Raw genomic sequence first — 12,194 nt, forward strand, 5'->3', positions numbered from 1 at the left:
AAAAGTATTGAGTGTACGTCCGGGGATTACGGATTATGCTTCTATTGAGTATGTAGATGAAAATATGATTCTTGGAGAGGCTTCGGATCCTGACAGAGCATATATAGAACAGATTATGCCCGATAAGATACGGTATAATATGAAATATATCTGTAATCGTTCGGTGAAGGAATATTTTAAAATTATATTTCTGACATTTTGGAGCATCATTCGTTAGGTATGTTTTTAAGGAAACTGGGGGAAGTTCTTCTTTTTGTTTTCGTACCCTATTATGTGAGAAAGAATAAGGAGTAGACGGAAGTTTCGAAGAGAAGTTAATTCAATAAAAAAGAAAGGATCGGCAATTGCCGATCCTTTCTTTTTTATTGAGCCTCTTGTCGGATTCGAACCAACGACCCCGAGATTACAAATCACGTGCTCTGGCCAACTGAGCTAAAGAGGCGTCATTTCTGTTTTGCGGGTGCAAAGGTAGGAAAAACTTTTAAACTTGCAAATACTTTGAAAAAAAATGCTTCATAAAAATAGTGTTTGATAAGTCGGATTCTTTGTTTACTTTTGCAAATCAATTAATTATAGGAAAGTATGAAGAAAAACTTTTTTTATGCAGGTGGTCTGTCATTGCTTCTTTGGGGTATGGCAGCATGTTCCGGACAAGGAAAAGCGGATAAAGCAGCTGTTGTTGCGGATAGTGTAGTGGTGAAAACGGATAGTGTTGCGGCAGACAGCACAGGATATATTGTGAAAGTAGGAGAGTCAGCTCCCGATTTTACCATTACTCTGACCGACGGAAAGCAGATGAAACTCTCCGAACTTCGCGGTAAAGTGGTGATGTTGCAGTTCACAGCCAGCTGGTGCGGAGTATGCCGTAAAGAGATGCCTTTTATAGAGAAAGATATCTGGCTGAAGCATAAAAACAATCCTGAGTTTGCTTTGATAGGCATTGACCGTGACGAACCTCTCGATAAGGTGATCGCATTTGGAAAGTCGGTAGGGGTGACGTATCCGTTGGGATTGGATCCGGGAGCGGATATCTTTGCGAAGTATGCATTGCGTGAATCGGGCATCACCCGGAATGTCCTGATAGACCGGGAGGGTAAGATTGTGAAGCTGACTCGTTTATATAACGAAGAGGAGTTTGCCTCACTGGTGGATCAAATAGATGAAATGCTGAAAAAATAAGTTGAACAAGCAGGGGTGATTTTCTGTTTTTAACATAGATCACCCCATCTTTTTATTTTATGGCTATAACGATTATCATTCTCGTACTGTCGGCTGTCTTTTTTATGAGTGGAAAGGTACGTTCCGACTTAGTGGCGTTGTGTGCGCTGGTATTATTAATCCTTTTCAATATCCTCACTCCGGAGGAGGCGCTTTCAGGATTTTCTAATTCTGTTGTTATTATGATGGTCGGCCTGTTTGTTGTAGGTGGTGCCATCTTTCAGACGGGGCTGGCAAAGATGATCAGCAGCCGTATCCTGAAATTTGCCGGGACAAGCGAACTAAAACTTTTTATCCTGATTATATTGGTGACGGCTGCCATCGGCGCTTTTGTCAGCAATACGGGAACGGTGGCGTTGATGCTGCCTATTGTGGTCAGTATGGCCATGAGTGCCAATATCAATGTAAGCCGTTTGCTGATGCCTCTTGCTTTTGCCAGTAGTATGGGTGGGATGATGACATTGATTGGTACACCGCCCAACCTTGTGATACAAAATGCCTTGATTGAAGCCGGCTATGAACGTCTCTCTTTCTTCACTTTTACTCCTGTAGGCTTGGTGTGTGTCACTGTCGGGCTGATTGTGCTGATTCCGCTGAGTAAGATCTTCCTGACGAAGAAAAGTGATAAAGAGGCACGGGGAAAGCGCAAGAATAAGTCGCTTCAGGAGTTGGCGGGTGAATACCAGTTATCACAGAACCTTTATCGGGTGGAGGTTGAAGAGTCTTCCGGTTTTGTAGGTAAGACCATACAGGAGCTAGGGATTCCGCAGAGGTATCATGTGACGATTTTGGAGGTTCGCCGCCGTTCGGTTTCGTCCCGGCACTTCTTCAAGACAAAAAAGCAGGAGATGGCAGAAGCCGGAACCCTGATTGAGGCGGAAGATATTCTTTATGTATTAGGAGAATTTGAAAATGTGAAACGCTTTGCAGGTGAGAACCGTCTGTCTTTATTGGATACACATAAGACCGAGGGGAGTCTGCATGATACGGACGAGGGATTCGATTTTCAGGAGATAGGCATTGCTGAAATTCTGTTACTGCCTACCGCCAATCTGATAAACAAACCGGTGAAAGCTTCCGGATTCAGGGAGAATTATAGCATCAATATATTGGGTATTCAGCGTAAGCGTGACTATCTGCTGAAGAATCTGAAGGATGAAAAGATGCATTCGGGAGATATCTTGCTGGTGCAGGGAAGTTGGGCAAACATAGCCAGGCTTGGTGAGGATCAGTCACAGTGGGTCGTTCTGGGGCAGCCGTTGGCTGAAGCGGCCAAAGTAACCCTGAATCATAAAGCACCGGTAGCGGCACTGATCATGTTGGGTATGATTGTAACCATGATGTTTGACTTTATTCCGGTGGCTCCTGTGACGGCCGTAATTATAGCGGCACTGCTGATGGTACTGACCGGATGTTTCCGCAATGTGGAAGAAGCTTATAAAACAATCAACTGGGAGAGTATTGTGCTGATAGCGGGTATGCTGCCCATGTCATTGGCATTGGAGAAAACCGGAGCTTCGGAGGTGGTGTCGCAATCGTTGGTGAATGGGCTGGGGGCCTATGGGCCTTTTGCTTTGTTGGCAGGTATTTACTTCACAACTTCGCTGATGACAATGTTTATCAGCAATACGGCCACTGCTGTGCTGCTTGCTCCTATCGCTCTTCACTCGGCCGTACAGTTGGGGCTGAGCCCTTATCCGTTCCTGTTTGCCGTGACAGTGGCGGCAAGTATGTGTTTTGCTTCACCTTTCTCCACGCCGCCTAATGCGTTGGTGATGCCGGCAGGACGCTATACGTTTATGGATTACGTAAAAGTAGGTCTGCCGCTTCAGATCATTATGGGCGTGGTAATGGTGTTCGTATTGCCGCTACTGTTTCCGTTTTAGTCTTTTAGGGAGGGACGGTTTGTTGGAAACATTCCCTCCTGTTTATAAGGCAACAGTCAGCCGGGCCAGATAGTCATAGTGCTTACCCTCTTTTATCATTTCGGCCTTGAAGCCATTGTCGGCAGCATAGGCGCTGAGGGTCTGGAAGTCGATATACAGCCAGTCGAAGGGATCGCCTTGAATATCTTTATATTGCATGCGGAAGTCGATTTCTCCATAATAATCTCCTGCCAGGTCGATCAGGAAGCTGCCGTCTTCATCTTCGAACAGATAGCGGAGGTCACTCGAATCCATCAGGATGCAACCATCCGGGCGGAGTAATTGTTTCATCTTGCGGAAGAAGAGAGGCATATTCTCCAAACGTCCGATAATGCCGGAACCGTTCATCAACATAAGGATGGTATCGAAAGTCTCGGCAAAGCGTTCGTCGAACAGATTGACTTGGCGGGCATCTTTCACTCCCCGCAGTTTCATCACTTCGACGGATAAAGGGGAGATGTCGATGGCGGAAACTTCTTTACCGCTCTCTTGAAGGGCAAGAGCGTGGCAACCGCTTCCGGCACCTACGTCGAGTATTGTTCCGGTAGCCATTGCGAGGGCTGTGCGTTCGAGTAGAGGCATTTGTCCGGCTTTGCGGAAAAGTTGCTTGATGGGTATTTCGTCTTCATCGAACTGAGAAGAAAATACGCGTAATCTGTCTGCTTTTTGGCGATGATAAAAATCGGCTATGGCAGCACCCATCGGGTCTTTTTCTGCCGGGAGCAGGGATGTATTCATTGATTGGTTTTTAGTTGTTACAGCGGGCAAAGATAGGGAATTCACAGAAAAAGAGTATCTTTGTCCACGGAAAATATAGAATAAGAAAGGAAAGATTATGAGCTTAGAAGATGCGATTATGGGTGGGATTGTCTTTAAAGGAAAGAAAGAAGGCCCGAAGAAAGATGAAAATAAAGTGAAAACAAAAGCGAAGAAAACAACCTATATAAAGGGAACTCACGGTTCCGGAGCTGCCAAGATGAAAGCTGAGATCCGGAGAAAGAGGGCGAACAGACATAAACGGTAAATAACGAATAACGATGAACGATAAACTCACTGCGATATCAACGCACAGCCTGTTTATCGTTCATCGTTATTCGTTTTAAAGTCGTTCCGGTAATATTTCAATCCAGTAGTCATCCGGATCATTGATGAAATAGAGCCCCATGGAAGTATTCTCAAAGCATACGCAGTCCATTTCTTTGTGATATTGGCGTACGGCATCATAATCTCCCGCTACACGGAAGCAAAGATGACTTTCGTTCTCTCCCAATTCATAGGCTTCGGTATGGTCTCGCAGCCAGGTGAGTTCCAATAAAAAACCGGTGGTGTTATCTGTGAGATATACCAGGATAAAAGAGCCGTCGGCTGCCTCTTTCCGGTGATGTTCTTTCAATCCCAATGCTTTTTCGTAGAAAGCAATGCTACGTTCCAGATCAGTCACATTGATATTGAAGTGGTCAAATCTACTTTTTATTTCCATTGTTTCTAAGTTTGTTTTTTAGATTAAAATAGAGCTTATAAAGTTTACACCACAGGTTACACGGATGATTTATGGCAATGATCCGGTCAAAACTCAATCTGTATAACCTGTGGTGACTGATTTATTTCATAAATGCTTTGGTTATTTTACCTGCATAAGTTCTGGGCTGTCCTTCCATAGGTGTCGGGGCCGGTAGTTTCTGACATTCCAGTATGACGGACGGTTCTTTTTGTCCGGTAGGATAGAAGCGTATGCTGTATGTTTCTGCTTTCTCCAACTGTTCGTAAGGCTGGTCGGGAGAAAGGATACTGAATACAACAGGACTTCCCGAAATTTTTCCTATGGATCCTCCGGCGTTGGCTGTCATCATGGTCATATTGAAAGGATCGGAACCGATAGCAATCACCAGTCGGCCTGCACCCATCTGAATGGCATTGGCAGGAACCTGGTCGGGGGCTACTTCTTTATAACCCGGCATCGTGCTTGGAGAGGTAACGGGAATTGCAGGGGTAAGTTCTGCTGCTTTTTCTACTTTTCCAGTCTCTTGATTATCACCGATAACCACGACTTTCGGAGCGGTTACCACGGCAGGCTTTTTCGGAGTGGCTTCTGCTTTTGCTTCCATAGGTTTCTGACTCAGTGCCTTTGCAGCTTCTTCAAAGAGGTTGTCGGCAAAGTTGACTGTCTTTCTGCGCCATTTGGCTAGGCCACGTACCATTTTCGTTTTCGCTTTGTTTAGAGCGTATTTATCGGTGATCCATTCTTCGGCCGCATATTTTTCTTTTTCACGATAGGTGTACCGGATTTTCTCTACCTCCATTGTACACTTTTGGGGCTGGCAGTTTACGGTGACTTGGTATGTCAGCCAGGTGCGGTCCAGAGAAAGGGCGGTAGAACTGAATACCAACCACTCTTCACCGGCTGCGGCGATGACTCCTTTTTCTTTATATACCACCCGGCTATTGTTTTTGTTCTGGGCCATGCGTCCGTCAAGCCACTTGAGCATCCGTTCATAGATTTCGTCTTGCGACATACCGGGGATACTGAATTCGCGGCTGAAAACTACCCGTCCGTCAACTTCGGGCACGGCGCCCGCAAGGTATCTGCTGTCATCATCATCTTTGTCATTGTCTGCCCAAAGTGTCACGGGCAGGCAAATCATAAATAACACGAGGAAAATTTGTGTCAGTTTGTTCATAATTGTATGTTTTATTTAGTTATATATCAAAGCTTTCGCCCCGGTGGGTGATGGTTATGAAACGGCATCCGCCGGCTTCGGCTATAGATCGGAAGGCATTGCCTCCTTCGTAGTCTTCGCTAAAGTGCATGGGTACAAATATAGTAGTTTTTATTCGTTCGATGAATTGTTGGGCTCCTTTCATGTAATCTTTTCCCATTCGGCGGTCTACGGGAAACATTACCAGGTCGATGGCCGGAACTGCTGCCTGAAGATATTTTATCTCTGCCAGGAAGTCTCCTTCTGCTTTGCGTATCTCCTGTTCGGTAGATTCTTCGCTCCAATGCCAGTTGTTCAGGTCACCGGCATGAAAAATGCTCTTGCCTTGCAGATGGATCAGAAAGGAGATGCCCACATCCGTAGAACCGAATGCCTGAATACGTAGCATATCATCTTCGTATTCCTCACCTTTATTAATATAGATCGCATCTTCTTTCTGTGCCCGATGGTGTTTCAGAATGTCTTTTGAGAAGATATAGATGATATCCGGACGTTGCTCTTTCCATGTCAGCACTTCCCGGTTGAAGTGGTCGGGATGGAAATGTGAGGCAAGCACATACAGTTTTCCGGGACGTTGGAGCAGACGGTCGTGCACGATTCCTTTATTCAGTTCCGTTTCTGAAGAGTCTTTGTAATAATCAATGATAAGGGTTACACCTTCTGCTTCGATGGCGAACCCACTGTGGTATATATAATCCAGAATCATAGGCGGATGTATTTTATGGATGCAATATTACGTATTATTTGTTGGTTGCGCAAGTACAATAACCGGAAATATCAGGGAGCAAGCCTCTCTTTCTGCCAGCTTCCGTCCGGTTGAAGGGAATATAGAAAGCGATCGTGAAGCCGGTTTGCCCTACCTTGCCAGAACTCGATCCGATGCGGAGTGACGGTATATCCTCCCCAGTGTGCGGGGCGCTCTACTTCTCTGCCTACCCATCGGGCTGCTTCTGCAACGAAATTGCGAATCAGTTGCATCCGGCTTTTCAACGGACGGCTTTGAGGAGAGATGCGTGCTCCTATACGGCTTTTGTAGGGACGTTGGCGGAAATAGGTATCAGACTCTCCGGCAGGAACTTTTGAGGCAATGCCTTCAATGTGTACCTGCCTTTCCAGCGCGTGCCAAACGAAAGAGAGGGAAATATACGGATTCTTTGCCAGATGGGTACCTTTCCGGCTTTCGTAATTGGTATAAAAGATAAACTTTCCATCATGCAAATCCTTTAGCAGTACGGTACGGGTCGATGGTTGCCCTTCGGGAGATACGGTGCCTACCAGCATGGCAGTAGGTTCGTCTACCTGTGCATCGATAGCTTCGTGGAGCCATCGGTTGAAAAGAGAAAGCGGGTTGTCGGGAAGATCTCCTTCCTTCAGCCCGCCTTTGGTGTACTCCTGCCGGATGGCAGCGAGGTTGATAGCCTCACTCCCGATCCCGTTTCCGTGAAGAGGGGAGTCGGGATGTGTGGATATATGATCGGTTGACATAAGCGATTACTTTAAATTTACATCGGTACTTCTATCAGTAGTATTTTAGAGTCTTTCAGAGTTTCTATCTCAAAATTCTTGATTTCGGATATTCCCAATCCGTCGCGGCGAGTCAGGATCACATCATCTATCTTTACTTCTCCTTCGATCAGGAAAACGTAGACTCCCATATCCGTCCCATGCAGTGTATATTCAACTGTCTTTCCGGCTCCTATCTCACCCATCGAGAACCAGGTGTCCTGCAATAGTTTGGCAGGTGTACTTCCGTCAGGTGATAGTATGAAGGCCAGTTCGTCTTTTTTCAGTAATCCCCGGATGTCATAATCCTGATAGAGGGGATGAGTGTTCCGTTCTTTCGGTATGATCCATATTTGCAGAAATTCCACCGGTTCCGATTTGCTGCCGTTCATCTCGCTATGATAAATGCCTGTACCGGCACTCATCACCTGAATATCGCCTACTGTAATGGTACGACTGTTCTTTTTACTGTCGCCATGTGCCAGAAGACCCTTTAAAGGTATGGAGACGATTTCCATATTTTTATGGGGATGGGTCTGAAAACCTTCACCCGGGGCTACCCGGTCATCGTTCAGTACCCTCAGAGCACCGAAATGAACCCGTTCGGGATTGTAATATTCGTCAAAGCTGAAACTGTGATGGCTGTCGAGCCAGTCATATACGGATCGTCCGCGGGTATCTGAGCGGTGAACTACTTTTTTCATGATGTATATCCTTTCTTTTATAAATAGATTTTATAAATCAAACAATCGGGGGATGTAAATGGTTTGAGACGTTCACTTTTTATAGGAATCAGAAGCTATAATAAGGAAATAGAAAAGAAATGGACAACTCTCTGAAAGCCGGCAAACAGAAAAGAGTTGAATACGTTCGGTAAATAAGAGATAGGAAAAATTTTGTTGTCAATATCATTGTCTTATTTTTGTGCTTCTAAAATTAGCCAATAGATAAGAGATATGAGAAAGTTATTGTATGTTATTCTGTTACTACTTTTCCGTTTATTGATGTTTCCGGGGGCTGTTTGTGCCGAAATACTCTCTTTGCCGGACAGCTTGATAACGGATGATAACGTATATAAATATACTTTCTCCGATTTTGATAAGGCACAGCAGGTTATGGAACAATTGAGAAAGCGGAAATCTCTTTCCATGTTCCGGATGGATGTGGTGGAAGGTGATTTATATTTCAATGTCGGCCAATATTATAAGGCGTTGAAGTTCTATAAGCGTGCTTTGGACAGTGACTCGGTGCGCAATAATGATAAGAACTATATGGAACAGGTGCATCGCATGATCTCTTGTTACGACTGTTTGCATAATGAAAATAAAAAATCGCTGTATGTCTATTTACTTTTAAAAAGGGCAGAGCAGTGCGGGGATAAAGCCATGCAGTCCGTTGCTTTGTTCAATATGGGTAAAATGCTGTATTATCAGGGTAATAAGGAGAAGGGATATGAATATCTGGAACAGGCGATTGAAATGATGTCAAAGACGGACTATCGGTATAAATACGATAATCTGCGTTATGATTACAACACTTTACTGATATTCCAGAAGTCGGACAGGCGTAATGAGGAGGCTCTCAGGACACTGGCTGCGTTGGAAAAGGTGGTGACCGAAGAGACCGGCAGTGAAACTCCGATGGAGGGGTTGAGTGCAAAGGAGAAAAAAGCAATGTATGCCCATTATGCTGTCGTTCTTTTTCGGTTGGGGCAGGCGGAAGAGGCCGAACGTTACTACCGGAAATTCCTGGCGGCAAGTGAGGAATATGACCGTGACGATTACCTGATTATGCCTTATTTGTTCGACAGGAAGATGTATGACCAAGTGATCCGGATGAATGCCGCCCGTGAGAAGATGTATATCATGCGGGGGGATACGGTGAACTATTACATGACTACGATAAAGAGATCTCTTGGATGGGCTTATCGTGATAAGGGCGATTACCGTACTGCTGCAAGATATTTTGAGCAGTTGGCTGTGTTGCGCGACAGCATTAAGAATCGTGAACAAAAAAGTGCGGCATTGGAATTGGCAGCTGTTTATGAAACGAATGAAAAGGATTTGTTCATCCAGCAACAGGCGGCTGATATGCAAAAGAGGAACCTCTTATTGGCATTTATCCTCTGTATCGTTTTTCTGTTAGGTGTGCTTTTGTGGCGGACGATACGGCATAACCGGATTATACGTCGCAAAAATAAGGCGATGGTAGGTACTATAGAAGATTTGCTGATACATAAAGAAGAATTGTATCGGAAAAAGGAGGAGAATCTTATTCTAAAAGAGCAATTGGAGAGGGAGCAGAATTTAAGGATGTCCGCAGGTGGGGGATCGCTATCAACCGATAAGGACGGGAAAGCGGAAACAACTGTTGTTCCGGCACCTGAAGCCGGAGATGGAAATGACATACACGATAGGATATTGTTCGACAAGTTGGAACATGAGATCATTAGCCGTCAGCTCTATCTTCAGCCGGACTTTTCGAGGGAGGAACTGATCAAGACAATCTATATTCCCAAAAATAAATTTGCTCCTCTTTTCAAGCAGTATGCGGGAATGAGCTTTTCGAAGTATATTAATAATCTTCGTTTGGAGTATGCGGCTAAGATGTTAAAGAACCACCCCGATTATACAGTAGATACGATAGCCCAGGAGTGTGGCATGTCGACTCAATCTCTTTATCGCCTCTTTTCGGGAAAGTATGGAGTGACTCCGACAGATTTTCAGGTGGGGGTACAACATATTAATAATAAGAATATTACTGAGGATAAGTGAAAAAATGAGAGACTCAAAGTGAAAAAATGAGAGAATAACCTACTCGAAATGTTTTGATTTGAAAATCCTTCCTTCTACCTTTGAACCACATCAACGAAACTGGTTTAGGTGATGTACAGTACCCAATCTGCCGGGAGGTCTCTCTCGGCAGATTATTCTCGATAAGGCTGATCGGCATATCAGACCATTAGAAAACCTTTCTTAATGAATTAATCTTTCAAAAAACACGTATTGTTATGATTGAAAAAGTATTCAAAGTGGGTGATACAATCACCATCAAACGTACCTCACAAGCAGGTACTGGTTATCGTTACGCTTTAGTACGCCTGACCGGCGGAGTTGCCCTTGTAGAGGAATTGTCAGAAGATGCTGATACTCCGGGAGGAACGTCTGTACAGTCTTTTATCTTCCGGTTTTTACAGCCGGGGCAGGTAGAGATTCAGTTTGCCTATTACCGTGACTCTGAAGAAGTGCTTTACGAAGATATATTCTCTTATGGGGTGGTTACTTCGGAGAAAGCGAACCCGATAATAGGGGGCTTTGGAGAATTCAGACCGTTGACGGATCAGGAGAAAGAGATATTCCGTACTTGCATGACATTGAAGGGTGTGGACTATACTCCGCTTCTGGTTGCCGAGCAATTGGTAAGCGGATATAACTACCGCTTCATCTGTATGACTGAATCACTAATCCGCGAGCCCAAGTATGGTTTTGCCAAAGTCACTATTTATGCTCCGCTGAGAGGAGAACCCATATTAGAGAGTATTATAGAGTGTTGACTCTGAACAGAGGAACCGAAAATTCATAATAGAGTAGGAACTTGATTTAAAAAGAAATAGTTATGAGTCAATTATATTTTTCGTCTAAGAAAAGGAATGATTGATGAACAGCCATCCCGGATATTATACGTTAAAGTCCGGGCAAACCTAATAAGGTCTGCCGCTTCTTTCGCAGGAAGCGGTGGCACTATTGCAACCGAAGCTTCTTTTTGATGCCTTTAGGCATTGCTCAACTTGACTTCGTTCACCAAAGGCTTCTGATTTTTGAAATCCCGTATATTCTCCAGAGTCGTTGCTGCGATGTTGGCCAGCGCTTCACGGGTAAAGAAAGCCTGATGGGAGGTTACGATTACATTATTGAACGACAGCAAGCGTGCCAGTACATCGTCGTCGATGATACGGTCCGATTTGTCTTCATAGAAGTACTCGCTCTCCTCTTCATATACATCCAGTCCGGCCGAACCGATCTTTTTATTTTTCAGTCCCTCGATCAGTGCATTGGTGTGGATCAGTTGTCCACGGCCGGTGTTGATGATCATTACGCCGTCTTTCATCTTACTGATGGAGTAGTCGTTGATCAGATACTTGGTCTGCTCCGTGAGGGGGCAGTGTAGTGAGATGATGTCCGAACTGTGATACAACTCGTCGAGTGTGGTGTATACTATTTGATTCTCTCTGGCAAAGTTGTAATCCGGATAAAGGTCATACGCCAGTATGTTCATGCCGAACCCTTTTAATATATGTATCAGTATTTTGGCTATCTTTCCCGTACCGATGATACCGGCTGTCTTTCCATGCATATCGAAGCCTAACAGTCCGTGCAGTGAAAAGTTTCCATCCCGGGTGCGCCATGATGCCCGTGGAATTTTCCGGTTGAGCGAGAGCATCAGTGCCACTGTATATTCGGCTACTGCGTATGGAGAATAGGCAGGAACACGAACAACGGTTACACCGTTGTCGGCTGCAGCTTTCAAGTCTACATTATTATAACCAGCACAACGAAGGGCGAGTAGTTTTACTCCGTTGGCAGCCATTGTTCTGATTACTTCGGCATCTGCGGTATCGTTGACAAAGATGCAGACGGCATCCACTCCCTGAGTCAGCAATACGTTGTGTCGGTTCAGATGACCTTTGAAAAATCGGAGTTCGAATCCGAATTCCTTGTTTTTCTCGTTGAAGGAAGCTTCATCATAAGGTTTGGTACCAAAAAATGCGATTGTATATGCCATAATTTTCTTATTTACATTCTATAATAATAGAACGTTTATGGGGGGAGTA

13 protein-coding genes and 1 tRNA gene are annotated in these 12,194 nt (G+C 44.7%); 6 read left to right on the top strand and 8 right to left on the bottom strand.

Going from position 1 to position 12,194, the window contains the following annotated elements:
- On the top strand, positions 1-217 hold a 217-nt coding region (locus BSHG_RS11145), incomplete at its 5' end, for a sugar transferase (protein ID WP_008659167.1).
- A gap of 151 nt (positions 218-368) precedes the next feature.
- Here BSHG_RS11145 and BSHG_RS11140 read toward each other — a convergent pair.
- Positions 369-442, bottom strand: a tRNA-Thr gene (locus BSHG_RS11140).
- 140 nt (positions 443-582) lie between these two features.
- On the opposite strand from BSHG_RS11140, the gene BSHG_RS11135 reads away from it, so the two are divergent.
- On the top strand, positions 583-1,179 hold the full coding sequence (locus BSHG_RS11135; RefSeq protein ID WP_008659169.1) for a TlpA family protein disulfide reductase: 597 nt from the start codon (positions 583-585) through the stop codon (positions 1,177-1,179).
- 59 nt (positions 1,180-1,238) lie between these two features.
- Positions 1,239-3,104, top strand: a complete 1,866-nt coding sequence (locus tag BSHG_RS11130) for an SLC13 family permease (RefSeq protein ID WP_005795334.1) — start codon at positions 1,239-1,241, stop codon at positions 3,102-3,104.
- A 42-nt stretch (positions 3,105-3,146) separates the two neighbouring features.
- Here BSHG_RS11130 and BSHG_RS11125 read toward each other — a convergent pair whose 3' ends face one another.
- Positions 3,147-3,881 carry a class I SAM-dependent methyltransferase gene (locus BSHG_RS11125; RefSeq protein ID WP_008659171.1) on the bottom strand — a complete coding sequence of 245 codons (735 nt, stop codon included), beginning with the start codon at positions 3,879-3,881 and terminating at the stop codon, positions 3,147-3,149.
- Positions 3,882-3,978: 97 nt separating this feature from the next.
- Here BSHG_RS11125 and BSHG_RS23250 point away from each other — a divergent pair, with 97 nt between their 5' ends.
- Entirely contained in the window at positions 3,979-4,167 is a 189-nt protein-coding gene (locus BSHG_RS23250) for a hypothetical protein (protein WP_005776115.1), read from the top strand.
- A 75-nt stretch (positions 4,168-4,242) separates the two neighbouring features.
- Here the strand turns inward: BSHG_RS23250 and BSHG_RS11115 are convergent, their stop codons facing one another.
- The 5 genes from BSHG_RS11115 to BSHG_RS11095 form a co-directional block, all read right to left on the bottom strand.
- Positions 4,243-4,623 (bottom strand): VOC family protein, encoded by a 381-nt coding sequence (locus BSHG_RS11115; RefSeq protein WP_005786184.1) that lies wholly within the window; start codon positions 4,621-4,623, stop codon positions 4,243-4,245.
- Positions 4,624-4,744: 121 nt separating this feature from the next.
- The gene (locus BSHG_RS11110) at positions 4,745-5,821 is read right to left on the bottom strand and encodes a DUF4468 domain-containing protein (protein ID WP_005786186.1); all 1,077 of its coding nucleotides are present in this window, start codon (positions 5,819-5,821) and stop codon (positions 4,745-4,747) included.
- A gap of 19 nt (positions 5,822-5,840) precedes the next feature.
- Positions 5,841-6,566: an MBL fold metallo-hydrolase gene (locus BSHG_RS11105; protein WP_005816586.1), complete on the bottom strand. Its 726-nt coding sequence runs from the start codon at positions 6,564-6,566 to the stop codon at positions 5,841-5,843.
- A 71-nt stretch (positions 6,567-6,637) separates the two neighbouring features.
- A complete protein-coding gene (pdxH, locus tag BSHG_RS11100; protein WP_008659177.1) occupies positions 6,638-7,345 on the bottom strand; it encodes a pyridoxamine 5'-phosphate oxidase in 708 nt (235 codons plus the stop codon).
- Between the two features lie 17 nt (positions 7,346-7,362).
- A complete protein-coding gene (locus BSHG_RS11095; RefSeq protein ID WP_005795331.1) occupies positions 7,363-8,067 on the bottom strand; it encodes a pirin family protein in 705 nt (234 codons plus the stop codon).
- A 252-nt stretch (positions 8,068-8,319) separates the two neighbouring features.
- On the opposite strand from BSHG_RS11095, the gene BSHG_RS11090 reads away from it, so the two are divergent.
- The gene (locus tag BSHG_RS11090; protein ID WP_008659179.1) at positions 8,320-10,137 is read left to right on the top strand and encodes a helix-turn-helix domain-containing protein; all 1,818 of its coding nucleotides are present in this window, start codon (positions 8,320-8,322) and stop codon (positions 10,135-10,137) included.
- 236 nt (positions 10,138-10,373) lie between these two features.
- On the top strand, positions 10,374-10,916 hold the full coding sequence (locus BSHG_RS11085; protein ID WP_005795329.1) for a protease inhibitor I42 family protein: 543 nt from the start codon (positions 10,374-10,376) through the stop codon (positions 10,914-10,916).
- Positions 10,917-11,134: 218 nt separating this feature from the next.
- Here the strand turns inward: BSHG_RS11085 and BSHG_RS11080 are convergent, their stop codons facing one another.
- Complete coding sequence (locus tag BSHG_RS11080; protein ID WP_005795327.1) at positions 11,135-12,145, bottom strand: 2-hydroxyacid dehydrogenase; 1,011 nt, start codon at positions 12,143-12,145, stop codon at positions 11,135-11,137.
- Positions 12,146-12,194: the final 49 nt, after the last annotated feature.

It is taken from the genome of Bacteroides sp. 3_2_5 (assembly GCF_000159855.2).
Lineage (GTDB): Bacteria > Bacteroidota > Bacteroidia > Bacteroidales > Bacteroidaceae > Bacteroides > Bacteroides fragilis.